The sequence below is a fragment of the Streptomyces sp. NPDC001450 genome (assembly GCF_053597295.1).
Genome location: NZ_JBSFHY010000003.1, coordinates 196,579 through 222,906, shown reverse-complemented (window position 1 = coordinate 222,906; position 26,328 = coordinate 196,579). Strand labels below are relative to the sequence as shown.

Here is a 26,328-nt window from a genome sequence, read left to right as displayed (position 1 = left end):
CTGGTGAGTACGTCGCCCGAGTACGCGTACGGATGTGTCCGTACCGGCCCGACGGCAGGCTGGCGCCCATGACGACACACCGTTCCGCCAAGACCGTGACCCGTCCCGCCCAGCCCGTCGAGCGCGCCGTGACGGCCGCTCTGGTCCTCGCCGTGGTGGCGGGGCTCGCCTGGATCGGCGGGATGTTCTGGACCCTCCTGGGGTGGCAGATGTAGCGCGGTGAGCTACTGCTCGGCGGCCACCCGGAAGGTGATCCCCGCCGCGCGCAGCCGCTTGGTCAGCGCGTCGCCCATCGCGGCGGCCGTGGTGACCTGACCGGAGGTCGGCGGCAGCTCGTCGGAGGCCAGACTGAGGGCCGCCTCGGCGAACATCTTCGCCGTCTCGTCGTAGCCCGGGTCGCCGCCCGCGACCTCGGTGAAGACGCGCTTCCCGCCGCCCTCGCCGACGAAGCGCACCCGGAACCAGCTCTTCGCCCGCTTCTGCGGACTCGGCCCGCTTCCGGGCCGCAGCCGGTCCGACAACCAGCGCCGGGCGGGCGGCAGCTGGGCGGCGGCCGCGACCGCGCCCACTGCGGCGACGCCGCCCGCGGCGACCGGCAGGTGCCGGACCGCCGCATAGTGCCGGTAACGGAAGTCGGGGCCGTACCGGTCCAGGGCCTTCGCCGAACGGCGCACGATCTGCGGGTCGATGGTCGGCAGCGGCACCGCCCAGGCGCCGACCTCCTTGGCGAACCGCGGCGCGCCCCTCGGCGCCGCCACCCGGCGCCCCATCAGGCGCGGCTCGTGCCGGCCGCGTTCGCGGGCGGCGGCCACCATCTGCCGGCCGCGCGCGAACTGGTTCAGCACCGAGGCGAGTGTGCCCCCGGAGAAGGCCGCGTCGGCGGTCACGAACCCGTCCACGGTCAGCGGCACCCCCTCCGGCAGCTGCCGGACCGTGAAGTACACGCCGAGGTCGTGCGGTACGGAGTCGAAGCCACAGGCGTGCACGAGGCGGGCGCCGGTCTCACGCGCGCGTGCGTCGTGCCGGACGTACATCAGGTCCACGAACTCGGGCTCGCCGGTGAGGTCGAGGTAGTCGGCCCCGGTGTCCGCGCAGGCGGCGACCAGTTCCTCGCCGTAGGTGATGTACGGCCCGACGGTCGTGGCCACCACGCGCGCGTGCTCGGCGAGCGCGCGCAGGGTGGCCGGTTCGCGCACGTCGGCCCGCAGCACCCCGATGCCGGAGCCGCCGGGCAGCCGGTCGCGCAGCCGCTCCAGCCGGCCCTCGTCGCGCCCGGCGATCGCCCAGCGCAAGTCCTCGGGGGCGTGTGCGGCGAGGTACTCCGCGGTGAGCGTGCCGACGAAGCCGGTGGCCCCGAAGAGCACGATGTCGTAGGGACGGTCCGTCCTTTTCAGCCTGCTCATGACACCCCTTGGTCGTGCAGCCGCGCCGCTGTCGGTGGCTGAGGCTAGCGTGAAGCGTACGGACCCCGAACGCGGCCTCGACAGGTCCGGACGGGCACTTGTCTAAGCGCTTGCTCGTTCAGGTCTTGTGTCCGGTGGAACGTGTTCTTAGCATCACTGGTGTTACATCAGTTGTGTCACATCGGCTTGGGGGCAGGACGGCATGACGACGGCAGGGACGCGGACGACGTCGGGGAACGGCCCGCTCTCAGGCGTGCGCGTGGTGGAGCTGGCCGGCATCGGGCCGGGCCCGTTCGCCGCCATGCTCCTCGCCGACCTGGGCGCCGACGTGGTCCGGGTCGACCGCCCGGGCCGGCCGAGCCTCGCGATCGACCCCGCGTACGACGTGACGAACCGCAACAAGCGCTCGGTGGTCGTCGACCTCAAGGCGCCGGACGGCCCCGCACGCGTCCTGGACCTGGCCGAACGGGCCGACATCCTCATCGAGGGCTACCGCCCCGGGGTGGCCGAGCGGCTCGGCGTCGGCCCCGAGGACTGCCAGGCCCGCAACCCCCGTCTGGTCTACGGCCGCATGACCGGCTGGGGACAGGACGGCCCGCTGGCCGACCGCGCGGGCCACGACGTGGCGTACATCGCCCTCACCGGCACCCTCGGCATGATCGGCCGCCCGGACGAGCCCCCGGCCGTCCCCGTCAACCTGCTCGGCGACTACGCGGGCGGCTCCCTCTACCTCGTCGTCGGCGTCCTCGCCGCCCTGCACCACGCGCGCGCGACCGGCACCGGCCAGGTCGTGGACGCGGCCATCGTGGACGGCACCGCGCACCTGTCCGCGATGATCCACGGCATGCTCGCCGCCGGCGGCTGGCAGGACCGGCGCGGCGTCAACCTCCTGGACGGCGGCTGCCCGTACTACGGCACCTACGAGACCGCCGACGGCGGCCACATGGCGGTCGGCGCCCTCGAAGCGCGGTTCTACGAGGAGTTCCTGCATCTGCTCGGTCTCGACGACCTGGTACCGGCCCGCAAGGACTGGACCCGCTGGGGCGAGCTGCGCGAACGTGTCGCCGCCCGCTTCAAGTCCCGCACACGGGACGAGTGGACGGCCCTCTTCGAGGGCTCCGACGCCTGCGTGGCCCCCGTCCTCTCCCTCGGTGAGGCCCCGCACCACCCGCACCTGGCCGCCCGCGGCACCTTCACCGACCACGGCGGCATCACCCAGCCCGCCCCCGCCCCCCGGTTCTCCGCGACCCCCACCACGGTCCGCACCGGCCCGGCCCTGCCGGGCGCCGACACCGGGACGGTGGCGCGGGACTGGGGCATACCTCACCTCGTTAACGACGACCTCGTCACCGAAGGCGACTGACCCCGCCCACCTGACGACCACCCCGCCCTCGGCGACCGACTCCCGCTCGGCCCACCCTCCCGAAAGGCACATCAGTGAGCACCGAAGCGTACGTGTACGACGCGATCCGCACCCCGCGCGGCCGCGGCAAGGCGAACGGCGCCCTGCACGGCACGAAGCCCATCGACCTGGTCGTCGGCCTGATCCACGAGATCCGGGACCGCTTCCCGGGCCTCGACCCGGCCGCGATCGACGACATCGTGCTCGGCGTCGTGGGCCCGGTCGGCGACCAGGGCTCCGACATCGCCCGGATCGCCGCGATCGCCGCCGGACTGCCGGACACGGTCGCGGGTGTCCAGGAGAACCGCTTCTGTGCCTCGGGTCTGGAGGCCGTCAACCTGGCCGCCATGAAGGTCCGCTCGGGCTGGGAGGACCTGGTGCTGGCCGGCGGCGTGGAGTCCATGTCGCGCGTGCCGATGGCCTCGGACGGCGGGGCCTGGTTCAACGACCCGATGACCAACCTGGCCGTCAACTTCGTGCCGCAGGGCATCGGCGCCGACCTCATCGCCACCATCGAGGGCTTCTCCCGGCGGGACGTCGACGAGTACGCGGCCCTGTCCCAGGAGCGCGCCGCGACCGCCTGGAAGGAGGGCCGCTTCGACCGCTCCGTCGTCCCCGTCAAGGACCGCAGCGGCCTGGTCGTCCTCGACCACGACGAGCACATGCGCCCGGGCACCACCGCCGACTCCCTCGCGAAGCTCAAGCCGTCCTTCGCGGACATCGGCGAGCTGGGCGGCTTCGACGCCGTCGCGCTGCAGAAGTACCACTGGGTGGAGAAGATCGACCACGTCCACCACGCGGGCAACTCCTCCGGCATCGTGGACGGCGCCTCGCTCGTCGCGATCGGATCCAAGGAGGTCGGCGAGCGCTACGGCCTCACCCCGCGCGCGCGGATCGTCTCCGCGGCCGTCTCCGGCTCCGAGCCCACCATCATGCTGACCGGACCCGCGCCCGCCACCCGCAAGGCGCTCGCCAAGGCCGGCCTGACCATCGACGACATCGACCTGGTCGAGATCAACGAGGCGTTCGCCGCGGTCGTACTGCGCTTCGTGAAGGACATGGGCCTGTCCCTGGACAAGGTCAACGTCAACGGCGGCGCCATCGCCCTCGGCCACCCGCTCGGCGCGACCGGCGCGATGATCCTCGGCTCGCTCGTGGACGAACTGGAGCGCCAGGACAAGCGGTACGGCCTCGCCACCCTCTGCGTGGGCGGCGGCATGGGCATCGCCACCATCGTCGAGCGCATCTGAACTCCCCGCGGAATCACGAGACTTCAACGGAGACGACTGTCATGACCGAGAGCACCACCATCCGCTGGGAGCAGGACGACACCGGTGTCGTCACCCTCGTCCTCGACGACCCCAACCAGTCCGCGAACACCATGAACCAGGCGTTCCGCGACTCCCTCGCCGCCATCACCGACCGCCTGGAGGCCGAGCAGGACTCCATCCGCGGCATCATCTTCACCTCGGCGAAGAAGACCTTCTTCGCCGGCGGCGACCTGCGCGACCTGATCCGGGTCACGCCGGAGACCGCGCAGGAGCTGTTCGACGGCGGTCTCGCCATCAAGCGCAACCTGCGCCGCATCGAGACCCTCGGCAAGCCGGTCGTCGCGGCGATCAACGGCGCCGCCCTGGGCGGCGGTTTCGAACTGGCCCTCGCCTGCCACCACCGGGTCGCCCTCGACACCTCCGGCACCAAGATCGGCTGTCCCGAGGTCACCCTCGGCCTGCTCCCCGGCGGCGGCGGAGTCGCCCGTACCGTACGGCTGCTGGGCATCGCGGACGCCCTCCTGAAGGTGCTCCTCCAGGGCCAGCAGTACAACGCCAGGCGCGCCCAGGAGAACGGTCTCGTCCACGAGGTCGCCGCCACGCCGGAGGAACTCCTCGCCAAGGCCCGCGCCTTCATCGACGCCAACCCCGAGTCGCAGCAGCCCTGGGACAAGCCGGGCTACAAGATCCCCGGCGGCACGCCGGCCAACCCCAAGTTCGCCGCCAACCTGCCCGCTTTCCCGGCCAGCCTGCGCAAGCAGACCAACGGCGCGCCCTACCCGGCCCCGCGCAACATCCTCGCCGCGGCCGTCGAAGGCTCCCAGGTCGACTTCGAGACCGCCCAGGTCATCGAGGCCCGGTACTTCGTGGAGCTGGCAGCCGGGCAGACCTCGAAGAACATGATCCAGGCGTTCTTCTTCGACCTCCAGGCCGTCAACTCCGGCGCCAACCGCCCCAAGGGCATCGAGCCCCGCCAGGTCCGCAAGGTCGCCGTCCTCGGCGCCGGCATGATGGGCGCCGGCATCGCGTACTCGTGCGCCCGCGCGGGCATCGAGGTCGTGCTGAAGGACGTCTCCCTCGAAGCGGCGGTCAAGGGCAAGGGCTACTCCGAGAAGCTGTGCGCCAAGGCCGTCGCCAGGGGCCGTACCAGCCAGGAGAAGGCGGACGCGCTGCTCGCCCGCATCACCCCGACCGCCGAGGCGGCCGATCTCGCCGGCTGCGACGCCGTCATCGAAGCCGTCTTCGAGGACACGGCTCTCAAGCACAAGGTGTTCCAGGAGATCGAGTCGGTCGTCGCGCCGGACGCGCTGCTGTGCTCCAACACCTCCACCCTGCCCATCACCGCCCTCGCCGAGGGCGTGGAGCGGCAGGCCGACTTCATCGGACTGCACTTCTTCTCACCCGTCGACAAGATGCCCCTGGTCGAGATCATCAAGGGCGAGCGCACCGGCGACGAGGCCCTCGCGCGCGCCTTCGACCTGGTCCGGCAGATCAACAAGACGCCGATCGTCGTCAACGACTCGCGCGGCTTCTTCACCTCCCGGGTGATCGGCCACTTCATCAACGAGGGCGTCGCCATGGTCGGCGAGGGCATCGAGCCCGCCTCCGTCGAGCAGGCCGCCGCCCAGGCCGGCTATCCGGCCAAGGTGCTCTCCCTCATGGACGAGCTGACCCTCACCCTCCCGCGCAAGATCCGCAACGAGTCGAAGAAAGCCGTCCAGGAGGCGGGCGGCACCTGGTCCGCACACCCGGCGGAGGCGGTCATCGACCGCATGGTCGACGAGTTCGGCCGTCCCGGCCGCAGCGGCGGCGCCGGCTTCTACGACTACACGGAGGACGGCAAGCGGGCCGGGCTGTGGCCGGGGCTGCGCGAGCACTTCACCAAGCCCGGGCACGAGATCCCGTTCCGCGACATGCAGGAGCGGATGCTCTTCTCCGAGGCGCTCGACACCGTACGGCTCCTCGAAGAGGGCGTCCTGACCTCGGTCGCCGACGCCAACATCGGCTCCATCTTCGGTATCGGCTTCCCGGGCTGGACCGGCGGTGTGCTCCAGTACATCAACGGCTACGACGGCGGCGCCGGGGCAGGTGTCGGCCTGCCCGGATTCGTGGCCCGCGCGCGTGAACTCGCCGAGCGCTACGGCGAGCGCTTCACCCCGCCCGCGCTGCTGGTGGAGAAGGCGGAGAAGGGGGAGCGGTTCAGCGACTCAGCCGGCTCGTGATCCGCTGAGCCACTCGCTCAGCTCTTCCCGCAGCGACCGCTGGAACGTCGTCAGCAGCGCCTGCACCACCAGCGGGTGCATGTGCGCCGACAGGGACTTCACGTCCCGGGCGTCACGCTCCGCCACCTCGCCACGGAAGAGCTGAGCCAGCTCGTGGGCCGCGGCGCGCGAGTGCTCGATGAGCACCTTGCGCGCCGCGAGGATCGCTTCCTGCGACAGCGGCACGTCCAGGAGCTGGATGCCGAGCCGGAGCAGCCCGGAGTCGACCCGGAACGTCTCGCCGTCGTCCCCGTCCCCGTGCGCGACGACGCTCATCGCCGCCAGCCGCTCGATGTCCTCGGGGGCGAGCGGCCGTCCCGCGCGCCGCTCGAGTTCCCGCCGCGACACCGTCTCCACCAGGTCCGGCGCCCACGACGCGACCACCGCGCGGTGGATGGCCAGATCGTGCGGGGTGAGGTCGGGCGGCAGTTGCCCCAGGTAGCGTTCGATCGCCGCGAGCGTCATGCCCTGCCGCTGCAACTCCTCGATGAGGGCCAGCCGCGCCACGTGCCCGGGCCCGTAGTGACCCACCCGGCGCGGACCGATCACCGGCGGCGGGAGCAGCCCCTTGCTGCTGTAGAAGCGCACGGTGCGGACCGTGACGCCCGCCCGGGCGGCCAGCTCGTCGATGGTGAGGGTCGGCTCCTCGGCCTCGGTTGTCATGTGCAGCAGTATCGCTGTCTCACCATTGCTGTGACACCCCGAAGGAACACTGTGTGCACTCCGTGTGGATCATGTGAGAAGTAACGCTCTGTGACATGGGCCATCGCATACCTGGCGATCTCTCTGGGAAGCTGCCGCCTTGGTCTGTACCACGACACAAGGGTGGTGCGGGCCGAACTGTACGGACACCCGGGCCCACGAGGTCCGGGCGCACCAGGAAGTAGAACCACCCGTGAGCAACGAAGCCGTGGAATCGGCACAGGCCGTAGTCCGTCCCCAGGCGGCCCAGACGCCCGCGGACGCGGGCGACGCCGGCTACAGCAAGGACCTCAAGGCCCGCCACGTCAACATGATCGCCATCGGCGGCGCCATCGGCACCGGACTCCTCCTGGGCGCCGGCGGCCGCCTGCACAACGCGGGCCCGGCGCTCGCCCTGGCCTACCTGGTGTGCGGCGTCTTCGCCTTCTTCGTCGTCAGGGCCCTCGGCGAGCTGGTCCTGTACCGGCCGTCCTCCGGCTCCTTCGTGTCGTACGCGCGCGAGTTCCTCGGCGAGAAGGGTGCCTACGTCGCCGGCTGGATGTACTTCCTCAACTGGTCGACCACCGGCATCGCCGACATCACCGCGATCGCGCTCTACACGCACTACTGGAGCATGTTCACGAGCATTCCCCAGTGGGTGCTCGCCCTGATCGCCCTCGCGGTGGTCCTGGCCGTGAACCTGATCTCGGTGAAGATCTTCGGCGAGATGGAGTTCTGGTTCGCGATCGTCAAGGTCGCCACCATCGTCGGCTTCATGCTGATCGGCATCTTCCTGCTCGCCACCCAGCACAAGGTCGGCGGCCACACCCCCGGCCTGAGCCTGATCACCGACCACGGCGGCCTCTTCCCGCACGGTGTGATGCCAGTCGTCCTGGTCATGCAGGGCGTGATCTTCGCGTACGCCGCGCTGGAGCTGGTCGGCGTCGCCGCCGGTGAGACCGCCGAGCCGGAGAAGGTCGTCCCGCGCGCGGTGAACTCGATCATGTGGCGTGTGGGCCTGTTCTACGTCGGCTCGGTCGTGCTGCTCGCCCTGCTGCTGCCGGGCTCCGTGTACTCCGCCGACCAGAGCCCGTTCGTCACGGTCCTGTCGAAGATCGGCGTCCCGGCGGCCGGCGACGTGATGAACCTGGTCGTCCTGACCGCCGCCATGTCCTCGCTGAACTCCGGCCTGTACTCCACCGGCCGCATCCTGCGCTCCATGGCCATGGCGGGCTCCGCGCCCAGGTTCACCGCCCGGATGAACCGCAGTCAGGTCCCCTACGGCGGCATCCTGCTGACCTGCGCGGTCTGCGTGCTCGGCGTCGGCCTGAACTACCTGATGCCCAGCCAGGCCTTCGAGATCGTGCTGAACGTCGCCTCCCTCGGCATCATCAGCACCTGGGTGATCATCATGCTCTGCCACATGATCTTCGTCCGGCGGGCCAAGGCGGGCCTTGCCACCCGGCCGCACTTCCGCCTGAAGGGCAGCCCGGTCACGGAGATCGCCACGATCACCTTCCTGCTGGTCTGCCTCGGCATGATGTGGAACGACCCCGAGGTCGGCCGCAGGACCCTGCTGCTCATCCCGGTGATCGCCGTGATGCTGGTCGCCGGCTGGTTCGGGGTGCGCCGCCGGGTGTCCAAGAACACCGACCAGGAGCTGTCGCAGCTGACGAAGTAGCGGTTGCCGACGAAGCAGCAGCTCACCGCCACTGTCAGTGGCATCGCCTACGGTGGCGTCATGTCGGAGATCACGTATGTCCGGGGTGACGCCACCGTTCCGTCGGTCAAGGGCGTCAAGGTGATCGCCCATGTCTGCAACGACATCGGGGGCTGGGGAAAGGGCTTCGTCCTCGCGCTCTCGCGGCGCTGGCCTGAGCCCGAGGCGGCCTACCGGTCGTGGCACCGCGACCGCGCCAAGAACGACTTCGGGCTGGGCGCGGTTCAGTTCGTCAAGGTCGACCCGCACGTGTGGGTGGCCAACATGGTCGGCCAGCGCGGCACCCGCACGGGCAGCAAGGGCGTTCCCGTCCGCTACGAGGCGATCGACACCGCCCTCGGCCGGCTCGCCGACGAAGTGATCGAACTCGGCGCATCGGTGCACATGCCCCGCATAGGCTGCGGCCTGGCGGGCGGCAAGTGGTCCCGCATCGAGCCGCTCGTCAACGAGCGGTTGGTGAAGCGCGGAATCGCGGTGACGGTCTACGACCACGGGGAGGGCGGGGCATGACCGCACAGGCAGGTGCTCACGACGTTCTGGTGCTGGGCGGAGCCGGGGTCGACACGATCGTGTACGTCCCGGAGCTGCCGCTCCCGTACGCCGACAGCTACATGATCGACTCCGGGATCCGTACGCGCGCCGGGCAGACCGGGGACTTCGTCGCCGTGGGCCTGGCCGCGCTGGGGCTGCGCACGCACCACCTCGACCTGCTCGGCGACGACCCCGAGGGCGACCTCGTCCGCGCCCTGCACGACGAGCGCGGCATCGGGCTCACCGCGCTTCCGCAACCCGCCGGGACCAAGCGCGCGGTGAACCTGGTCGGCCCGGACGGGCGTCGCCTGTCCCTGTACGACACCAGCCGCGCCCACCCCGACGACCGCTTCCCCGAAGAGACCCTGCGCGAGCTGGCCACGGCGAGCCGGCACGTCCACGTGACCATCACCCAGCCCTGCGCCCACGCGCTGCCGGTGCTGGCCGAGGCGGGCGTCTCCCTCTCCACCGACCTGCACGACTGGGACGGCGAGAACCCGTACCACGAGCCGTTCGCGCTTGCGGCGGACGTCGTCTTCCTCTCCGCGGCCGCACTGACCGACCCCGAGCGGACCATGCGGCGCATCGCCGAACGCGGCCGAGCCGAGGCCGTCGTCGCCACCGCGGGCGCCGAGGGCGCGTATCTGCTGGCCGGCGGCGAGCTGACCCGGATACCGGCGGCAGACCCGCCCGCGCCGGTGGTCGACTCCAACGGCGCGGGCGACGCCTTCGCCGCCGCGTTCCTCTACGGCCGTCTCAGCGGCGAGCCGGCCCGGCGGTGTGCCTGGTACGGGGCGGTCGCCGGGGCGTACGCCTGCACGGTCCCGGCCACCCGCGCGGGGGCGATAGGCCGGGACGAACTGCTCAAGCAGGCGGCCGAACCGAGACCGTGAGACGCCCGGGCGTCAGTGCCCGTGCACGTCGTTCGTCGTCTCGATCTTCTTCCACGACTCCGGCCGGGCGGCCGCCGTACCCGCCTTCGCGAGGGACGCCGTGCGGGCCGCGGGCGCGGCCGGCTTCGACGGCTGGAACAGCCAGGTGTCGAACAGCGCGGCCAGCGGCTTGCCGGACACCTGCTCGGCGTACCTCTGGAAGTCGGCCACGGACGCGTTGCCGTAGGCGTGCTCCTTCGGCCAGCCCTTCAGAACGGCGAAGAAGGCGTCGTCACCGATCTCGTTGCGCAGCGCCTGGATGGCGAGCGCGCCCCGGTCGTACACGGCGATGTCGAACTGGTCGTCCGGGCCCGGGTCGCCGGGCCTGACCGTCCAGAACGCGTCGTCGGCCGGGTGGGAGGCGTAAACGTAGTCGGCGAGTTCCTGCGTGGTGCCCTCGCCCTCGTGCTCGGACCACAGCCACTGCGCGTAGCGCGCGAAGCCCTCGTTGATCCAGATGTCCTTCCAGCCCTTCAGCGACACGTCGTCGCCGTACCACTGGTGGGCCAGCTCGTGCACGACCACCGAGGTGTTGGAGCCGTTCGCGAACTGCTTGGGGCTGTAGTAGACGCGGGTCTGCGTCTCCAGCGCGTAGCCGGTGGTGGTGTTCGGCACGTACCCGCCGGCCGTGCCGAACGGATACGGCCCGAAGTAGCCGCTCAGCCAGTCGACGAGTTCCCCGGTGCGCTCCACGCTGGCCCGCGCCGCACCGTCGTTGTCGCCGAGGTCCTTGCTGTAGGCGTTGATGACGGGCACCCCGCCGTCGGAGGTGCTGGTGGTGATGTCGAACCTGCCGAGGGCGAGCGTGGCCAGATAGGTCGCCTGCGGCTTGTTCTGCCGCCAGTTGTAGCGGGTCCAGCCCAGCTTCGAACCGGTTGACTGGAGCGTGCCGTTGGAGATGGCCTGTGTGCCGTCCGGGACGGCCACCGACACGTCGTAGGTCGCCTTGTCGCTCGGGTGGTCGTTGCTCGGGAACCACCACCAGGCGGCCTCGGGCTCGTCCGCGGCCACAGCGCCGTCCGGCGTGCGGTGCCAGGCGGTGAAACCGTAGGCGCTCTTCGCCGACGGCACCCCGCTGTAGCGGACGACGACGGTCAACGCCGTGCCCTTGGCCAGCGGTGTCTTCGGGGTGACGACCAGTTCGTGCGGGCCGGACGTCGCGAAGGACGCCTTGGCGCCGTTGACCCGCACCTCGCTCACGTCCAGCAGGAAGTCCAGGTCGAAGCTGGACAGGTCCTGCGTGGTCTTCGCCAGGACGGTCGCCGTGCCCTGCAACTCGTCCGTCCTCGGCTGGTACTGCAGCCTCAGGTCGTAGTGCGAGACGTCGTAGCCGCCGTTGCCGTAGTCGGGGTAGTAGGGGTCGCCGATGCCCGGCGCGCCGGGGGAGTGGCTCGCGGCCGATGCCGGGATCGCCAGCAGGAGGGAGGCCGCCGCGAGTGCTCCCGGCGCGATGATTCTGCGGTGCACGTCAGCTCCAAGTCGTCGGGACAGGAAGTCTGTTCGGAGCCTATTCAGTAGCTGTGGCCCCTGACCTGTCCACAGCCCCCGCTGTCACACGATCGCCATTCAGCCGACACGGCCACACGACGCGCCGCAAAGCGCTCTTCTGTACCGGAGTTGACCGGAGTACCGTCCGCGCATGCCGATTCGTACGACCATGCGCACGCGCTTCACGATCTGGAGACCGCTGGCGACCGCGGCCGTCACAGCCCTGCTGGCCGCCTTCCTCACCCCCGCCGCAGCGCACGCGGCGCCCCGCGAGAGCCGCCCCGTCTACTCGTACGCACACGCCGTCCGCGAGGCCGTCTGGGTGGACACCGGCCTCGACGAGGACGGCGACGGGAAGAAGGACCGCGTCGCCGTCGACATCGTCCGACCCGCCGAACCCGCCCGTCAGGGCCGCAAGGTGCCGGTCATCATGGACGCCAGCCCCTACTACTCCTGCTGCGGACGCGGCAACGAGAGCCAGAAGAAGACGTACGACGCGCACGGCCACGTCGTCCAGATGCCGCTGTTCTACGACAACTACTTCGTGCCCCGCGGCTACGCATTCGTCGGCGTGGACCTGGCCGGCACCAACCGCTCCGACGGCTGCGTCGACGTCGGCGGCCGCTCCGACATCCGGTCCGCGAAGGCCGTCATCGACTGGCTGAACGGCCGCACCAAGGCGTACACGACCCGGACCGGAACACGGACCGTCAAGGCGAGCTGGACCAACGGCCGGACCGGCATGATCGGCAAGAGCTGGGACGGCACGATCGCCAACGGCGTCGCGGCCACCGGCGTCAAGGGCCTGAAGACGATCGTCCCGATCAGCGGCATCTCCTCCTGGTACGACTACTACTTCGCCCAGGGCGCACCGCTGTACGACGGCGGCCCCGACGAGCTGGCCGGCTACGTCGAGAGCGACGGCGCGACGGCCCACTGCGCGGCCGTGCAGAAGAAGCTGGCCGACGGCAGCCCCCGCACCGGGGACTGGACCCCGCTGTGGACCGAGCGGAACTACGTCAAGGACGCGGCCAAGGTCAGGGCCAGCGTGTTCCTCGTGCACGGCATGCAGGACCTCAACGTGCGCACCAAGCACTTCGGCCAGTGGTGGAACGCCCTGGCCGAGCACGGCGTCGAGCGCAAGATCTGGCTCTCCCAGACCGGGCACGTCGACCCCTTCGACTACCGGCGCGGCGCCTGGGTCGACACCCTGCACCGCTGGTTCGACCACGAACTCCTCGGCTACGACAACGGCATCGACCGCGAGCCGATGGCCGACATCGAGCGCCACCCGGACCAGTGGGTCACCTCCAAGGTCTGGCCGCCGCACGGCACCCAGGCCACCACGCTCCACCCGGCCGCCGGCACCCAGCCCGGCGTCGGCACTCTCGGCCTCGGCCCGGCCACCGGCACCGAGACGGTCACCGACGACCCGAAGCTGAGCGAGACCGACTGGGCCGCCCACCTCACCACGCCCACACCCGAGAAGGCTGGATTCATCACGGCGCCGCTCACCCGCGACCTGCGCCTGTCCGGCTCCTCCACGGTGACCGTGACCGCCACCCCGACCACCTCCTCGGCCCACCTCTCCGCCGTCCTGGTGGACCTCGGCCCGGACACCATCCGCGACTACGCCGACAGCGCCGAGGGCATCACCACGCTCACCAACCGCACCTGCTGGGGCGCGAGCACGCCCGGGGACAGTGCCTGCTTCAAGGCGACCAAGGCGAAGACGGCCAAGGTCGACTACACGGTGTTCAGCCGCGGCTGGGCCGACCTCGGCCACTACGCCTCCCTCGACCACGGGATCCCGCTCACCCCGGGCAAGGCGTACACGATGACCCTGTCCCTGGCGGCGACCGACCACGTCGTCCCCAAGGGTCACCGCCTGGCACTGATCGTCGCCGGCACCGACAAGGACCTGATCGACCCTCCGTCCACCGAGCCGACCCTCACCCTGGACCTGTCCCGTACGACGGCGCGGGTACCGCTGGCCGGCGGCATGGCGGCGTTCGAACGGGCCACCTCCGGCGGCGTGACCGCCGCACCCGCGGCGGGCACCCTGGACGGCGTCCGCGCCCCGCGCGCCGCCCGGCACGTCCCGGCGAGCTGATCAGCAAGGCAGTACTCGTTTCAGCGAGGCAGTGCTCGTTCCCTTCGGGGGCGCATCAGCCGGGGCTGGACGGCCGACCGTTCACGCGCTCGCCCGCTCAGCCCCGGCACGCGGAGGGCCTGGCACGCCCCTCCGGTTCAGGCTCAGGCTCCGGCCAGCCCGGCCGCCTCCCGGGCGCAGCCCCAGGCCACCGTGATCCCGGCCCCGCCGTGCCCGTAGTTGTGCACCAGCACCCGCCCGTCCGGCAGCGGCTGCCGTTCCAGCCGTACGGCGTCCCGGGCGGGCCGGAGCCCCACCCGATGTGCCAGCACCCGTGCCCCGGCGATCTCCGGCCGGACGGCCGCGCACCGCGCGACGATCGCCGCGGCGGTCGCCGGGTCCGGCTCCAGCGACCAGGAGTCCTCCTCCGCCGTACCGCCCAGGAGCAGCCCGCCGGGCTGCGGGAAGAAGTAGGTCGAGGTGTCGGAGGAGTGCTCGACGGAGGTGAACCAGGTCGTGATCCCCGGGTTCTCCACCACGACCAGCTGCCCGCGCACCGGGCGCACCGCCGGATCGGGCACCAGCGAACGCGCCCCCAGCCCCGTGCAGTTGACCACCACCCGGGCGGGCACGGCGGCCAGGTCCGTCACCTCCCGCACCTCCACGGTGCCTCCCCCGGACCTCGTCCGGGGTGACCCCCATCTCGCTTCGCTCGCCTTCGCGAACCGCTCCCGCAGCCACGCCAGATGGACCGGCATGTCGATCAACGGCAGCCGCGCCGCCAGCCCGCCGGCCACCGGCCGCAGCCCCGGCACCCGGCCCGCCCATGTACCCAGCTCGTCCAGGCGTGTCCCCCGGTGTACACCCTCGACCAGGCGTACGCCCGTCTCCTCCGGCCGGTCGGCCAGCTCCTCGTACACGCCGAGGGAGTCCAGCGCCCACGCGCCGACCAGCGGCTCGGGCTCGATCCGGTACGGCCACCACAGCGCGCCGGCGACCGCCGAGGTCGTGCGCTCGGCGGGCTCCCGGGCCCACACCCGTACCCGGCGGCCGGACTCGGCCAGCACCACGGCCGTCGTCAGCCCGGCGACCCCGCTGCCGACCACGATCACTTCGTCACTCGACTCGCGCTTCACGCCAGGACGCTAACGGAATATGTCATGCCGCGCTCACATCCGTCCCTGTGTGGGGATACTCACAGCATGTCTGCCGCATACGCGACCTTCGGCCTGGCACCGGCGATGCGCGCCGGCGGTGTCCTCTCCGACGGCGGCTACCAGGTCCACCGCGACTTCGTGGACTTCATCGTGGACGGGCGTCCACTGCTGTTCCAGCTCTCGGACCTGGACGCCGTCTCCCCGCTCGCCTCCGACATCCCGCCCGCCATCTTCACCGCGCAGGTGCGCGGCCTGCTGCTGGAGACCGAACCACCGCTCCCGGGCGGCCGGTTCGTGATCTACGGCTGTCCCGAGTGCGCGGACCTGGCCTGTGGTGCGGTCACCGCCGTGATCGAGCGGGACGGCGACGACTTCATCTGGCGGGACTTCGCCTGGCAGACGGAGGAGCACGCCGACCTGGACCTCAACGGCTACCACGGCATAGGGCCGTTCCGCTTCGCCGGACCCGAGTACCGGGCCGCCCTCGCCGCCCTGATCGAGGACGCCGACGGCCCGCCCGCGCCCCGCCGCCGGGTACTCCTGATCGGCGCCCGCGTCGCCGTCCTCGCCAAGCTCGCCGCCGCGCTGCGCACCATCGGCATAGGCGCGGACATCACCCAGGACGCCTGTGCCGTCCCCGCCGAGGAACTGCGCGGCTACGGCGCGGTCGCCTTCGGCCGTGCGGTCGGCGAGGCGGAACGGGCCGCCGTACGGGAGGCGTTCGAGCGCGCCGGAGTCGAGGTCGCCTACGTCAGCGGCCTGGCCCCGATCGTCCCCCTGCTCGTCGCGCAGATCGAACACGCCCTGGACCGCAGCCCGCTGCCACAGCGCAGGCTGACCGGTCTGGTCGCCGCCGACGGCGAGGCGGCCGTCGAGGTCACCTCGCCCTGCCGGGTCCGGGTCACGGCATACCGCCTGGACCGCCTCTACCGCACCCACGTGCAGGAGGTCTTCGACGGCGTGCTGGAGCCCGGCCGCCACCGCATTCCGCTGGACCCGAAGGCGGTGAAGGGGGAGGCGTTCGTGGTGGCCAGAACGTCGGGGAGTGTGCTGGTCGAGCCGATGGGGAAGTGAGGGCCGGGCGGCCCCGGGGAACCCCGCTGATGGCCGGGTGCCCGGGACACTAGGATCGGCCTCCTGATGACTGCCACCCTCGTCGCCAAGAACCTCGCCGCCGGGCACGGCGACCGCTCCCTCTTCTCCGGGCTCGACCTCGTCGTCGCGCCCGGCGACGTGATCGGGCTGGTCGGTGCCAACGGCGCGGGCAAGTCCACCCTGCTGCGGCTGCTCGCCGGGCTGACCGCTCCCGAGCAGGGTGAGCTGCGGCTGTCCCCGCCGGCCGCGACCGTCGGCCATCTGCCGCAGGAGCCGGAGCGCAGGCCGGGTGAGACCGTCCGGGAGTTCCTGGCCCGCCGCACCGGCGTCGCCGAGGCGCAGCGTGTGATGGACGAGGCCACGCAGGCACTGGTCGACGGCGCGCCCGGTGCCGACGACGCGTACGCGGCCGGCCTGGAGCGCTGGCTGAACCTCGGCGGCGCCGACCTGGAGGAGCGGGCCGAGGAGGTCGCCGACTCCCTCGGTCTGGCCGTGGACCTGGACCAGCCGATGACCTCCCTCTCCGGCGGCCAGGCGGCCCGCGCCGGTCTCGCCTCCCTCCTCCTCTCCCGCTACGACGTCTTCCTGCTCGACGAGCCGACCAACGACCTCGACCTGGACGGCCTGGAGCGCCTCGAACGCTTCGTGACCGGCCTGCGCGCGGGCACCGTGGTCGTCAGCCACGACCGTGAGTTCCTCACCCGTACGGTCACCAAGGTCCTCGAACTCGACCTCGCCCAGCAGCAGATCAACCTCTACGGCGGCGGCTACGAGGCCTACCTGGAGGAGCGCGACGTCGCCCGCCGGCACGCCCGCGAGGACTACGAGGAGTTCGCCGACAAGAAGGCCGCCCTCCAGGACCGCGCGCAGATGCAGCGCTCCTGGATGGACAAAGGCGTGAAGAACGCCCGGCGCAAGGCCGGCAACGACAACGACAAGATCGGCCGCAAGTTCCGCAGCGAGGCCAGCGAGAAGCAGGCCGCCAAGGCCCGGCAGACCCAGCGCATGATCGAGCGCCTCGACGTGGTCGAGGAGCCACGCAAGGAGTGGGAGCTGCGCATGGAGATCGCGGCCGCCCCGCGTTCCGGCGCGGTGGTGGCGACCCTGCGGGACGCCGAGGTCCGGCGCGGCGACTTCACCTTCGGCCCGGTGTCGCTGCAGATCGACTGGGCGGACCGGGTCGCGGTCACCGGAGCCAACGGCGCCGGCAAGTCGACCCTGCTCGGCGCGCTCCTGGGCCGTGTACCGCTCGACTCCGGACACGCCGCCCTCGGCTCCGGCGTCCTGGTCGGTGAGGTCGACCAGGCGCGCAAGCTGTTCCACGGCCCCGAGTCCCTGCTCGACGCGTTCTGCGCGGACGTCCCCGACACCGAGCCGGTCGACGTCCGCACCCTGCTCGCCAAGTTCGGCCTGAAGTCGGACCACGTCCTGCGCCCGGCCGCGACCCTCTCCCCGGGCGAACGCACCCGGGCGGCCCTCGCCCTGCTGCAGGGCAGGGGCGTCAACCTCCTGGTCCTAGACGAGCCGACCAACCACCTCGATCTGCCGGCCATCGAACAGCTGGAGTCCGCGCTCGACGCCTATGAGGGCACCCTCCTGCTGGTCACCCACGACCGGCGCATGCTGGACGCGGTCCGGGTGACCCGGCGCCTGGAGGTGGCCGCGGGCAAGGTCACGGAGCGCTGACGCACCCGGCCCCGCACCGCTGCGCTGCGTCTCGTATCCGGGCGTGTCCACGGTCGGTCGACGCGGGGACCGGGCCCGCCCGCCGCGTGTGCAACGTACGGGCGGACCTGGGGAACTCCTCGCGGCGAACCGCGCCCGGATGAACGGCTCCGCCCACGGCTCCCGGTGACGCTCGCCGCGCCCGTGCGACGCCGGGCGGGTCGATCTCGACGAAGCGGCCGTCGGCGACGTGCTCGCCGGTGACCCGCGTCCGGTAGGCGCCGCCGGGCTCGACGCTGAACTCGCCGTCCTGGCCCATCCAGGACAGCCACTCGTCCCGGTCGGTGAAGAAGGAGAACACCGTCTCGGGGCGCGCCGCGATGCGCCGTTCCACGGTGATCGCGTTGTTGCTCACGAGTCCGCCCCTTCGGATCGATGCGGCGGCGACCGTACATGATTCCGCGGTCCGCCGTTCACCGGCCCTGCTGCCCGGCCTCCTTCGCTGCCCGCTCGACCCGCTCGGCGTGCTCAGGATCGAACGGCGCCGAGTTCAGGCCGTTTTGCCGCTGCCCCACGGCCCCGTCGATCAACTCCCGCACGATGTCGGCGTGTCCGGCGTGCCGCTGGGACTCGGCGATCATGTGGGTGAGGATCCGGTGGAGCGTCAGTTCGGTGCCCGCATCCCCCGGCAGCCGGCCGACCGCGTCCAGCGGCAGCGAGGCGATCGTCTCGTCGGAGTGCGCCCACGCCTCCCGGTACCGCCCGACGATCTCCTCCCGGCTCTCGTCCGGCCGCGCCCACAGATCGGCGTCCGGCTCGGCGTCCCCGGTGATCCACAGAGGTGCCCCGTCGAAGGGCCGCCCGAAACAGGCTCCGAAGTACAGCGCCTCGGCTCCGGTGAGGTGCTTGACCAGGCCCAGCAGATTGGTGCCGGTCGGGGTCAGCGGACGCCGGACGTCGTACTCCGACAGGCCCTCCAGCTTCCACAGCATCACGTCACGGGCGTCCTGGAGACTCGCCTGGAGGTCGGCCTTGGGATCTGATCCAGTCATGGGATCAGTCTGCTGACCGGGTGATCCTTGTCCACACGCTTTTCTGCGCAGTGGCGAGGGGTGGCCCCAGCGGGGACGCAGGAACGCGTCCCCGCATGGGAAACCGGTCCAGCGGCGGAGGCCAGCTCAGCGGCGTCCGTCCTTCGGGTTCAGCAGCCCCGCCCGCCGCAGCGCGTCCGCCATGGCGCTGTTGGCCGGTGCCGGCGCCTGCCGCCCGCCCCGGTCACCGCCGCGGCCCTGCCGCTGGCCCTGGCTCTGACCGCCCTGCCGCTGCTGAGGCGGCCGGGAACCGCCGCCCCGCTGCTGCTTGCCGCCCTGCCCCTGCGGCGTGGCCTCGTCGTCCAGCCGCAGCGTCAGCGCGATCCGCTTGCGCGGGATGTCCACGTCGAGGACCTTCACCTTGACGATGTCACCGGGCTTGACCACGTCCCGCGGATCCTTCACGAACGTCTTCGACATCGCGGAGACGTGCACCAGACCGTCCTGGTGGACACCGACGTCCACGAACGCGCCGAAGGCCGCCACATTGGTGACCACGCCCTCCAGGACCATCCCGGCGGACAGGTCGGAGATCTTCTCCACGCCCTCCTTGAAGGTGGCCGTCTTGAAGGCGGGCCGCGGGTCGCGCCCGGGCTTCTCCAGCTCCTTGAGGATGTCGGTGACGGTCGGCAGACCGAAGGTGTCGTCCACGAAGTCCGCCGGGCGCAGCGAGCGCAGCACACCGGTGTTGCCGATGAGGGAGGCGACCTCCTGGCCCGAGGTCTTCACCATGCGCCGCACCACCGGGTACGCCTCCGGGTGCACGCTGGAGGAGTCCAGCGGGTCGGCGCCGCCGCGGATGCGCAGGAAGCCCGCGCACTGCTCGTACGCCTTCGGGCCGAGCCGCGCCACCTTCTTCAGCTCGGAGCGCGACGTGAACGGCCCGTTCGCGTCCCGGTGCGCCACGATGTTCTCGGCCAGGCCCGAGGAGATGCCGGACACCCGGGAGAGCAGCGGCACGGACGCGGTGTTGACGTCCACACCGACGCCGTTCACACAGTCCTCGACGACCGCGTCCAGCGAGCGGGACAGCTTCACCTCGGACAGGTCGTGCTGGTACTGGCCGACCCCGATGGACTTCGGGTCGATCTTCACCAGCTCGGCCAGCGGGTCCTGCAGCCGGCGGGCGATGGAGACCGCGCCGCGCAGCGAGACGTCCATGTCGGGCAGTTCCTGCGAGGCGTACTGCGATGCCGAGTACACGGACGCGCCCGCCTCGGACACCATGACCTTGGTGAGCTTCAACTCCGGGTGCCTGGAGATCAGTTCACCGGCGAGCTTGTCGGTCTCCCGGGACGCCGTGCCGTTGCCGATGGCGACCAGCTCGACCGCGTGCTCCTTCGCCAGCCGCGCCAGCTTGGCGATCGCCTCGTCCCACTTGTTGGCCGGGACGTGCGGGTAGATCACGTCCGTGGCGACGACCTTGCCGGTGGCGTCGACCACGGCGACCTTCACGCCCGTACGGAAGCCGGGGTCCAGGCCGAGCGTCGAGCGCGTGCCGGCCGGGGCGGCGAGCAGCAGGTCGCGCAGGTTCGCCGCGAACACGTTCACCGCCTCGTCCTCGGCGGCCGTACGCAGCCTCAGGCGCAGGTCGATGCCGAGGTGCACCAGGATGCGGGTGCGCCAGGCCCAGCGGACCGTGTCCGTCAGCCACTTGTCGGCGGGGCGCCCCCGCTCGGCGATCCCGAAGCGGCGGGCGATGATCCCCTCGTACGAGGACGGAACCGACGAGGACTCAGCGCTCTCCTCCGGCTCCAGGACGAGGTCGAGGACCTCCTCCTTCTCGCCGCGCAGCATCGCCAGGATGCGGTGCGAGGGCAGCTCGGTGAACGGCTCGGCGAAGTCGAAGTAGTCGGCGAACTTGGCGCCCGCCTCCTCCTTGCCCTCCCGCACCTTGGCGGCCAGCCGCCCGCGCACCCACATGCGCTCGCGCACCTCGCCGATCAGGTCGGCGTCCTCCGAGAACCGCTCGGTCAGGATCGCCCGCGCGCCCTCCAGCGCGGCCTGCGGATCGGCGACGCCCTTGTCGGCGTCCACGAACGCGGCCGCCGCGGCCAGCGGCTCGACCGTCGGGTCGCCCAGCAGTCCCTCGGCGAGCGGCTCCAGGCCGGCCTCCCGCGCGATCTGCGCCTTGGTGCGCCGCTTGGGCTTGTAGGGCAGGTAGATGTCCTCGAGCCGCGCCTTGGTCTCGGCGCCGCGGATCCGCGCCTCCAGCTCCTCGGTGAGCTTGCCCTGCTCGCGCACCGACTCCAGGATCGCGCTCCGGCGCTCCTCCAGCTCCCGCAGATAGCGCAGCCGCTCCTCGAGCGTGCGCAGCTGCGCGTCGTCGAGCATCTCGGTCGCTTCCTTGCGGTAGCGGGCGATGAAGGGCACCGTCGAACCGCCGTCGAGCAGCTCCACCGCGGCCTTCACCTGCCGCTCCCGTACGCCGAGCTCCTCGGCGATCCTGCCTTCGATGGACCCTACGAGGGGTGTCGTCACGATCCCGTACCGCCTTCTCCACTGAGGTTGCGCGGCAATTGTGGCAGGTGACACCGACAACCGGGGATCAGGGCGGCACGTGGCGGGCCGCCGCACCCGGAAGCCGGGCCCGGCCCCTGCGGTGTGGCAGAAAGGGTGGGGAACCCGTCATTGCGGCCATGCTCCCCTCATCGAAGAATCGAGACATGCCGCAGCGCACCCTCCTCTTCGTCCTCTTCGACGGCGTGCAGAGCCTCGACGTCACCGGCCCCGTCGAGGTGTTCGCCGGTGCCGAGCACCACAGGCCGGGGACGTACCGCCTTCGCACGGCATCCCTGGACGGCGGCCCGGTGCGCACCTCCAGCGGCCTGACCCTCGTACCGGACGAGGCGCTCACGGAGGTCTCCGTCCCGCACACCCTGCTGGTCCCCGGCGGTGCGGGCACCCGCAGCCCCGATCCGCGGCTGGTCGAGTGGCTGCGCACGCACGGCCCGCGCGCGCGGCGCCTCGTCTCCGTCTGCACCGGGTCGATCCTGCTCGCCGCCGCGGGACTGCTCGACGGCCGCCGCGCGACGACCCACTGGGCCTACTGCGACAAGCTCGCCCGCGACCACCCGGCCGTGGCGGTGGACCCCGAGCCGATCTACGTCCGCGACGGACACGTCTCCACCTCGGCGGGCGTGACCTCCGGCATCGACCTCGCCCTGGCCCTCGTCGAGGAGGACCTGGACCGCGACGTCGCGCTCTTCGTCGCCCGGCACCTCGTGGTCTTCCTGCGCCGGCCCGGCAACCAGGCGCAGTTCAGTGCCCAGCTCGCCGCCCAGACCGCGCGGCGCGAACCCCTCCGGGAGGTCCAGCGATGGATCACCGAGCACCCCGACGACGACCTGACCGTCGAGTCGCTGGCCGCCCGCGCCCGGCTCTCGCCCCGCCACTTCGCCCGCGCCTTCCGGGAGGAGACCGGCATGACACCGGGCCGCTACGTCGACCGCGTCCGCCTCGAACACGCCCGCCGCCTTCTGGAGGACACGTCCGACGGCGTCGAGGAGATCTCCCGCGCCAGCGGCTACGGCACGCCCGAGGCCATGCGGCGTGCCTTCGTCAGGTCCCTCGGCACACCACCCGCGGAGTACCGCAGACGCTTCCACCCGGCATCCGCTCACTGAAACCGCAACGCGCCACCGAGTCCGGAACACGCCCAGTGAAGGGAATTCCCATGCACATCGCCCTGGTCGTCTACGACCGCTTCACCGCTCTGGACGTCGTGGGACCCTACGAGGTCCTCAGCCGTCTCCCGGACGCGCGGGTCGACTTCGTCGCCGAGCGACCCGGCTCCGTACGCACCGACACCGGTTTTCTCGCCGTCACCGCGGACAAGGCCCTGGAAGAGGTGCCGAACCCCGACATCGTGGTGGTCGCCGGCGGTCCCGGCACCTTCGACCAGCTGAAGAACCAGGCCCTGCTGGACTGGCTGCGCGCCGTCGACGCGACGACCACCTGGACGACCTCGGTGTGCTCGGGCTCGCTGCTGCTCGGCGCCGCGGGCCTGCTGACGGGCCGGCGCGCCACCAGTCACTGGGTCGCGCTGGACCTCCTGAAGGAGTTCGGCGCCGAACCGACGGGGGAGCGCGTCGTCACCGACGGCAAGTACGTCACCGCCGCCGGCGTCTCCTCGGGCATCGACATGAGCCTCACCCTGGTCGGCAGGATCGCCGGCGACGAACACGCCCAGGCCGTCCAGCTGCTGATCGAGTACGACCCGCAGCCGCCGTACGACGCGGGCTCCCCGGACAAGGCGCCCGCGCACCTGGTGGAGGAGTTCCGCACCCACAGCCGCTTCACCCTGGTGCAGGCACGTTCCAGGTGAAGCGCGGCTGCCTGCGCTCCAGGAACGCGGCGACCCCCTCCGCGGTGTCGCCGCTGCCTCGCGCCTGCTCCGCCCAGTGGGCGTCCCGGTCGGTGCGCCCGTTCGCGAACTCCTTCGCGGCGGCCTGGGTGAGCTGGGAGCGCGACACCAGGATCCGGGTCAACTCGGCGACCCGCTTGTCCAGTTCGCCCTCGGGCAGCACCTCGTCCACCAGCCCGGTGCGCAGCGCCCGCTGAGCGTCGATCAACTCGGCCGAGAACAACAGGTACTTGGCGGTGGCGGGTCCCACCAGCGAGACCAGCCGCCGGGTGGACGAGGCCGCGTACACGATCCCGAGCTTCGCCGGCGTCACCCCGAACAGCGCGCCCTCCTCCGCCAGCCGCAGATCACAGGCCGCGGCGAGCTGGGCCCCGCCGCCCACGCAGTGGCCGCGGATCGCGGCGAGCGTCGGCTTCGCAAACGTGGTGAGGGCCTCCTCGGCCACCACGGCCAGCCCCTGCGCCTCGGCGGGCGAGCCCTGGAGCGTGGAGATGTCCGCGCCCGCGCAGAAGGTCGTGCCCTCCCCGGTGAGCACCAGTGCCCGCACGTCCGGGTCTCCTGCCAGCCGGTCCAGCAGCGGCGGCAGGGCTCGCCACATCGCGGCCGTCATGGCGTTGCGCTTGGCCGGATGACGGATGACGACCGTGGCGACGGAGTCGACGACCTGGTACGACAGCTGGGGATCCATGCGGTGGATGCTATCCGGAGGGCGTCTGCGGGCTCCTTGGGAGTTTTCCCACAACACGAATAGTTCGTGAACCGGCGTCAGGGGGGCAGGAGTGGTCCTACAACTGCCTTTGTCATACGCACGCGGTCAGAACCGCTCGATAAGCGCTGACTTGTGTTCAGTCCTTCGGCGCGGAGGGGATCGTTACCAACACTCGACGTGTGGTGACAATCGAGCGCGAGGGTGGCGACCGGACGATGGACAACCACGGGCGCGGGGACGACCCGCGCCCAGCGGGGGGCGCCGAGCGGCCGCCTGATCCACTGCCGTACGAGGGCGTCTGGCGGTTCACCGCGGCCGCCGTGGACGCCTCGGTCCCGCAGGCGCGACACGCCGTACGGGACCTGCTGCTGCGCCAGGGCGTACCGGTCTCCGACGACCTGGTGTACGGACTGCTGCTGATCGTCTCCGAGCTGGTCACGAACGCGGTCCGGCACGCGGCGCTGCTGTCGCCGGTGCTCGCCGTGGAGGTGGCCGTCGGGGCCGAGTGGGTGCGGGTGTCGGTGGAGGACAACCACCCCTACCGCCCCACCGCCCTGGAGGCCGACCACGGCCGGACCGGCGGCCGCGGGCTGCTCCTGGTCCGTGAGGTGGCCCAGGAGGCGGGCGGCGTGGTCGACGTGGAGCACACGGCGAGCGGCGGCAAGGTGATCTGGGCCGCCCTGCCGCTCAAGCCCGTGACCTTCACCTGACGGCGGACTACCAGCCCGCGGACTCGCCCGTCAGCTCCCTGACGGCCGGACGGGCCGCGTCCAGCACGGTCATGAACCACGCCGAGAACGGGTCCCGGGCGTGCCGCTCCGCCAGCTCGGCCGCCGTCACGAAGGCGGTCTGACCGACCTCCTCCAGGTCCGGCGCGAGCGGCGCCTGCACCAGGCCGACGAACAGGTGGTTGAACTCCTGCTCGACCAGGCCCGAGGCCGGGTCCGGGTGGTTGTAACGAACCGTGCCCGCCTCCGCCAGCAGCGACGGCGACACGCCCAGCTCCTCGTAGGTCCGCCGGGCAGCCGCCGCGAAGGGCGCCTCGCCGGGGTAGGGGTGGCCGCAGCAGGTGTTGGACCACACACCGGGGGAGTGGTACTTGCCGAGCGCCCGCTGCTGGAGCAGCAGCCGGCCCTGTTCGTCGAAGAGGAACACCGAGAACGCCCGGTGCAGCTGTCCCGGTGGCTGATGGGCGGCGAGCTTCTCCGCGGTGCCGATCGTCACGCCCTTCTCGTCGACCAGTTCCAGCAAAATCGCCTCTGCGGTGCCGTTCGACGAGCTGTGCGTCTCGGTGGCAGGTGTGATCGGCATACCCATCCTTCGACTCGGTCTTCGCGCCCCAAGTCTGCCGTACGAATCCGGCACTCCCGGCACTTCCCGGCACGTCCGCATGTCCCGCGCGCGGCGGCGCCGAGGTGGGGCCCGGTAGGTCATCGTGCCCGGCGGGCAGAGCGGGGAACCGTCGCGGAATATCGAACGAATGTATGTGCGGTCAGTGGCACAGGCGTGCCTCGTGCTCCGCGTGCCCGCCCGGCTCCAGCTGGAAGGTGCAGTGCTCCACGTCGAAGTGGCCGCCCAGGCAGCCCTGCAGCTCGTGCAGCATCTTCTCGTTCCCGATGGCGTTCAGCACCTCCGAGCTGACCACCACGTGCGCGGACACCACGGGCAGGCCCGAGGTGATCGTCCAGGCGTGCAGATCGTGCACGTCCTCCACGCCGTCCAGGGCGAGGATGTGCGCCCGCACCTCCGCCATGTCGACGTCCTTGGGTGCCGCTTCCAGCAGCACGTCCAGCGTCTCGCGCAGCAGCTTCAGCGTCCTCGGTACGATCATCAGCCCGATGACGAGCGAGGCGATGGGGTCGGCCGCCTGCCAGCCCGTGGTGAGGATCACGGTCGCGGAGATCAGCACCGCCACCGAGCCGAGCGCGTCCGCGGCCACCTCCAGGAAGGCGCCGCGCACGTTCAGGCTCTCCTTCTGCCCGCGCATCAGCAGGGTGAGCGACACGGTGTTCGCGACCAGGCCGAACAGACCGAACATGATCATCAGGCCGCCCGCGGTGTCCGCGGGCGTGAAGAACCGCTGGATCGCCTCGACGAGCACGTAGCCGCCGACGCCGAGCAGCAGCAGGCAGTTGGCCAGGGCGGCGAGGATCTCGGCCCGGGCGTAGCCGAAGGTGCGGTTGGTGCTCGGCGGGCGGTTCGCGAAGTGGATGGCGAGCAGCGCCATGCCCAGACCCACCGCGTCGGTCGCCATGTGGGCCGCGTCCGCGATCAGGGCGAGAGAATCCGCGAGGAGACCGCCGACGATCTCGACCACCATGATCGTGAGCGTGATGCCCAGTGCCACGGTCAGCCGGCCACGGTACGCGGCCGCCGCCGTACCCGTGGGCGGGGCATGGCTGTGCGCATGCCCGTGGTCGTGTCCTGCCCCCATGAGAAGTCCGCCCTTCCGTGTTGCTCCCGA

Annotated in this window: 23 protein-coding genes; 13 read left to right on the top strand and 10 right to left on the bottom strand. The window is 71.5% G+C overall.

Features of this window, described 5'->3' with window-relative positions; translation table 11 throughout:
• The first annotated feature begins 68 nt into the window (after positions 1-68).
• A complete protein-coding gene (gene mmpA, locus ACWC5O_RS04510) occupies positions 69-215 on the top strand; it encodes a morphogenic membrane protein MmpA (protein WP_403958984.1) in 147 nt (48 codons plus the stop codon).
• 9 nt (positions 216-224) lie between these two features.
• Here the strand turns inward: mmpA and ACWC5O_RS04505 are convergent, their stop codons facing one another.
• A complete protein-coding gene (locus ACWC5O_RS04505) occupies positions 225-1,403 on the bottom strand; it encodes a saccharopine dehydrogenase family protein (RefSeq protein ID WP_450584952.1) in 1,179 nt (392 codons plus the stop codon).
• 202 nt (positions 1,404-1,605) lie between these two features.
• Between ACWC5O_RS04505 and ACWC5O_RS04500 the strand changes: the two genes are divergently transcribed.
• The 3 genes from ACWC5O_RS04500 to ACWC5O_RS04490 all read left to right on the top strand — a co-directional run bounded on the left by ACWC5O_RS04500 (position 1,606) and on the right by ACWC5O_RS04490 (position 6,298).
• Complete coding sequence (locus tag ACWC5O_RS04500) at positions 1,606-2,766, top strand: CaiB/BaiF CoA transferase family protein (protein WP_450584951.1); 1,161 nt, start codon at positions 1,606-1,608, stop codon at positions 2,764-2,766.
• A gap of 74 nt (positions 2,767-2,840) precedes the next feature.
• The gene (locus ACWC5O_RS04495; RefSeq protein ID WP_450584949.1) at positions 2,841-4,055 is read left to right on the top strand and encodes an acetyl-CoA C-acetyltransferase; all 1,215 of its coding nucleotides are present in this window, start codon (positions 2,841-2,843) and stop codon (positions 4,053-4,055) included.
• Between the two features lie 41 nt (positions 4,056-4,096).
• Positions 4,097-6,298, top strand: coding sequence for a 3-hydroxyacyl-CoA dehydrogenase NAD-binding domain-containing protein (locus ACWC5O_RS04490; RefSeq protein ID WP_450584947.1), 2,202 nt, complete (start codon positions 4,097-4,099; stop codon positions 6,296-6,298).
• Here ACWC5O_RS04490 and ACWC5O_RS04485 read toward each other — a convergent pair.
• A complete protein-coding gene (locus ACWC5O_RS04485) occupies positions 6,284-7,000 on the bottom strand; it encodes a MerR family transcriptional regulator (protein WP_450584946.1) in 717 nt (238 codons plus the stop codon). The genes ACWC5O_RS04490 and ACWC5O_RS04485 overlap by 15 nt on opposite strands.
• 232 nt (positions 7,001-7,232) lie before the next feature.
• Here ACWC5O_RS04485 and ACWC5O_RS04480 point away from each other — a divergent pair, with 232 nt between their 5' ends.
• The 3 genes from ACWC5O_RS04480 to ACWC5O_RS04470 are packed head-to-tail and all read left to right on the top strand — an operon-like array spanning position 7,233 to position 10,162.
• Positions 7,233-8,699 (top strand): amino acid permease, encoded by a 1,467-nt coding sequence (locus ACWC5O_RS04480; RefSeq protein ID WP_450584944.1) that lies wholly within the window; start codon positions 7,233-7,235, stop codon positions 8,697-8,699.
• Between the two features lie 60 nt (positions 8,700-8,759).
• Positions 8,760-9,248, top strand: a complete 489-nt coding sequence (locus tag ACWC5O_RS04475; RefSeq protein WP_450584942.1) for a macro domain-containing protein — start codon at positions 8,760-8,762, stop codon at positions 9,246-9,248.
• Positions 9,245-10,162: a PfkB family carbohydrate kinase gene (locus ACWC5O_RS04470; protein ID WP_450584940.1), complete on the top strand. Its 918-nt coding sequence runs from the start codon at positions 9,245-9,247 to the stop codon at positions 10,160-10,162. Before ACWC5O_RS04475 ends, ACWC5O_RS04470 begins: the two co-directional genes overlap by 4 nt.
• A gap of 12 nt (positions 10,163-10,174) precedes the next feature.
• Here the strand turns inward: ACWC5O_RS04470 and ACWC5O_RS04465 are convergent, their stop codons facing one another.
• Positions 10,175-11,668, bottom strand: coding sequence for a M1 family metallopeptidase (locus ACWC5O_RS04465; protein WP_450584938.1), 1,494 nt, complete (start codon positions 11,666-11,668; stop codon positions 10,175-10,177).
• 172 nt (positions 11,669-11,840) lie between these two features.
• On the opposite strand from ACWC5O_RS04465, the gene ACWC5O_RS04460 reads away from it, so the two are divergent.
• Entirely contained in the window at positions 11,841-13,802 is a 1,962-nt protein-coding gene (locus ACWC5O_RS04460) for a Xaa-Pro dipeptidyl-peptidase (RefSeq protein WP_450584936.1), read from the top strand.
• 143 nt (positions 13,803-13,945) lie between these two features.
• On the opposite strand, the gene ACWC5O_RS04455 is transcribed toward ACWC5O_RS04460, so the two are convergent.
• A complete protein-coding gene (locus ACWC5O_RS04455) occupies positions 13,946-14,893 on the bottom strand; it encodes an FAD-dependent oxidoreductase (protein WP_450585088.1) in 948 nt (315 codons plus the stop codon).
• Between the two features lie 90 nt (positions 14,894-14,983).
• On the opposite strand from ACWC5O_RS04455, the gene ACWC5O_RS04450 reads away from it, so the two are divergent.
• Positions 14,984-16,012: an oxidoreductase gene (locus ACWC5O_RS04450; RefSeq protein WP_450584934.1), complete on the top strand. Its 1,029-nt coding sequence runs from the start codon at positions 14,984-14,986 to the stop codon at positions 16,010-16,012.
• Positions 16,013-16,078: 66 nt separating this feature from the next.
• A complete protein-coding gene (locus ACWC5O_RS04445) occupies positions 16,079-17,719 on the top strand; it encodes an ABC-F family ATP-binding cassette domain-containing protein (protein WP_450584933.1) in 1,641 nt (546 codons plus the stop codon).
• Here ACWC5O_RS04445 and ACWC5O_RS04440 read toward each other — a convergent pair.
• The 3 genes from ACWC5O_RS04440 to ACWC5O_RS04430 all read right to left on the bottom strand — a co-directional run bounded on the left by ACWC5O_RS04440 (position 17,706) and on the right by ACWC5O_RS04430 (position 21,270).
• Positions 17,706-18,113 carry an SRPBCC family protein gene (locus ACWC5O_RS04440; protein WP_450584931.1) on the bottom strand — a complete coding sequence of 136 codons (408 nt, stop codon included), beginning with the start codon at positions 18,111-18,113 and terminating at the stop codon, positions 17,706-17,708. The two genes, ACWC5O_RS04445 and ACWC5O_RS04440, sit on opposite strands and share 14 nt — an antisense overlap.
• 58 nt (positions 18,114-18,171) lie before the next feature.
• Complete coding sequence (locus ACWC5O_RS04435) at positions 18,172-18,750, bottom strand: DinB family protein (RefSeq protein ID WP_450584929.1); 579 nt, start codon at positions 18,748-18,750, stop codon at positions 18,172-18,174.
• A 126-nt stretch (positions 18,751-18,876) separates the two neighbouring features.
• Positions 18,877-21,270, bottom strand: a complete 2,394-nt coding sequence (locus ACWC5O_RS04430; protein WP_450584927.1) for a Tex family protein — start codon at positions 21,268-21,270, stop codon at positions 18,877-18,879.
• Positions 21,271-21,455: 185 nt separating this feature from the next.
• On the opposite strand from ACWC5O_RS04430, the gene ACWC5O_RS04425 reads away from it, so the two are divergent.
• Together ACWC5O_RS04425 and ACWC5O_RS04420 are read left to right on the top strand one after the other, a co-directional pair.
• Positions 21,456-22,415, top strand: a complete 960-nt coding sequence (locus ACWC5O_RS04425) for a GlxA family transcriptional regulator (RefSeq protein WP_450584926.1) — start codon at positions 21,456-21,458, stop codon at positions 22,413-22,415.
• A 50-nt stretch (positions 22,416-22,465) separates the two neighbouring features.
• Positions 22,466-23,116, top strand: a complete 651-nt coding sequence (locus ACWC5O_RS04420) for a DJ-1/PfpI family protein (RefSeq protein ID WP_450584924.1) — start codon at positions 22,466-22,468, stop codon at positions 23,114-23,116.
• Here the strand turns inward: ACWC5O_RS04420 and ACWC5O_RS04415 are convergent.
• The gene (locus ACWC5O_RS04415) at positions 23,088-23,843 is read right to left on the bottom strand and encodes an enoyl-CoA hydratase/isomerase family protein (protein ID WP_450584922.1); all 756 of its coding nucleotides are present in this window, start codon (positions 23,841-23,843) and stop codon (positions 23,088-23,090) included. The genes ACWC5O_RS04420 and ACWC5O_RS04415 overlap by 29 nt on opposite strands.
• Before the next feature lie 236 nt (positions 23,844-24,079).
• Here ACWC5O_RS04415 and ACWC5O_RS04410 point away from each other — a divergent pair, with 236 nt between their 5' ends.
• Complete coding sequence (locus ACWC5O_RS04410) at positions 24,080-24,574, top strand: ATP-binding protein (RefSeq protein ID WP_450585086.1); 495 nt, start codon at positions 24,080-24,082, stop codon at positions 24,572-24,574.
• A gap of 7 nt (positions 24,575-24,581) precedes the next feature.
• Here ACWC5O_RS04410 and idi read toward each other — a convergent pair whose 3' ends face one another.
• Both idi and ACWC5O_RS04400 read right to left on the bottom strand, forming a co-directional pair.
• Positions 24,582-25,175: an isopentenyl-diphosphate Delta-isomerase gene (idi, locus tag ACWC5O_RS04405; protein WP_450584921.1), complete on the bottom strand. Its 594-nt coding sequence runs from the start codon at positions 25,173-25,175 to the stop codon at positions 24,582-24,584.
• A gap of 181 nt (positions 25,176-25,356) precedes the next feature.
• Positions 25,357-26,298 (bottom strand): cation diffusion facilitator family transporter, encoded by a 942-nt coding sequence (locus ACWC5O_RS04400; protein ID WP_450584919.1) that lies wholly within the window; start codon positions 26,296-26,298, stop codon positions 25,357-25,359.
• Between the last annotated feature and the right edge of the window lie 30 nt (positions 26,299-26,328).

Coding starts and splice junctions, on each gene's coding strand:
- mmpA (WP_403958984.1), top strand. CDS start 69: ATGACGACACACCGTTCCGCCAAGACCGTGACCCGTCCCGCCCAGCCC.
- ACWC5O_RS04505 (WP_450584952.1), bottom strand. CDS start 1,403: ATGAGCAGGCTGAAAAGGACGGACCGTCCCTACGACATCGTGCTCTTC.
- ACWC5O_RS04500 (WP_450584951.1), top strand. CDS start 1,606: ATGACGACGGCAGGGACGCGGACGACGTCGGGGAACGGCCCGCTCTCA.
- ACWC5O_RS04490 (WP_450584947.1), top strand. CDS start 4,097: ATGACCGAGAGCACCACCATCCGCTGGGAGCAGGACGACACCGGTGTC.
- ACWC5O_RS04485 (WP_450584946.1), bottom strand. CDS start 7,000: ATGACAACCGAGGCCGAGGAGCCGACCCTCACCATCGACGAGCTGGCC.
- ACWC5O_RS04475 (WP_450584942.1), top strand. CDS start 8,760: ATGTCGGAGATCACGTATGTCCGGGGTGACGCCACCGTTCCGTCGGTC.
- ACWC5O_RS04470 (WP_450584940.1), top strand. CDS start 9,245: ATGACCGCACAGGCAGGTGCTCACGACGTTCTGGTGCTGGGCGGAGCC.
- ACWC5O_RS04460 (WP_450584936.1), top strand. CDS start 11,841: ATGCCGATTCGTACGACCATGCGCACGCGCTTCACGATCTGGAGACCG.
- ACWC5O_RS04450 (WP_450584934.1), top strand. CDS start 14,984: ATGTCTGCCGCATACGCGACCTTCGGCCTGGCACCGGCGATGCGCGCC.
- ACWC5O_RS04445 (WP_450584933.1), top strand. CDS start 16,079: ATGACTGCCACCCTCGTCGCCAAGAACCTCGCCGCCGGGCACGGCGAC.
- ACWC5O_RS04435 (WP_450584929.1), bottom strand. CDS start 18,750: ATGACTGGATCAGATCCCAAGGCCGACCTCCAGGCGAGTCTCCAGGAC.
- ACWC5O_RS04425 (WP_450584926.1), top strand. CDS start 21,456: ATGCCGCAGCGCACCCTCCTCTTCGTCCTCTTCGACGGCGTGCAGAGC.
- ACWC5O_RS04420 (WP_450584924.1), top strand. CDS start 22,466: ATGCACATCGCCCTGGTCGTCTACGACCGCTTCACCGCTCTGGACGTC.
- ACWC5O_RS04415 (WP_450584922.1), bottom strand. CDS start 23,843: ATGGATCCCCAGCTGTCGTACCAGGTCGTCGACTCCGTCGCCACGGTC.
- ACWC5O_RS04410 (WP_450585086.1), top strand. CDS start 24,080: ATGGACAACCACGGGCGCGGGGACGACCCGCGCCCAGCGGGGGGCGCC.
- idi (WP_450584921.1), bottom strand. CDS start 25,175: ATGCCGATCACACCTGCCACCGAGACGCACAGCTCGTCGAACGGCACC.
- ACWC5O_RS04400 (WP_450584919.1), bottom strand. CDS start 26,298: ATGGGGGCAGGACACGACCACGGGCATGCGCACAGCCATGCCCCGCCC.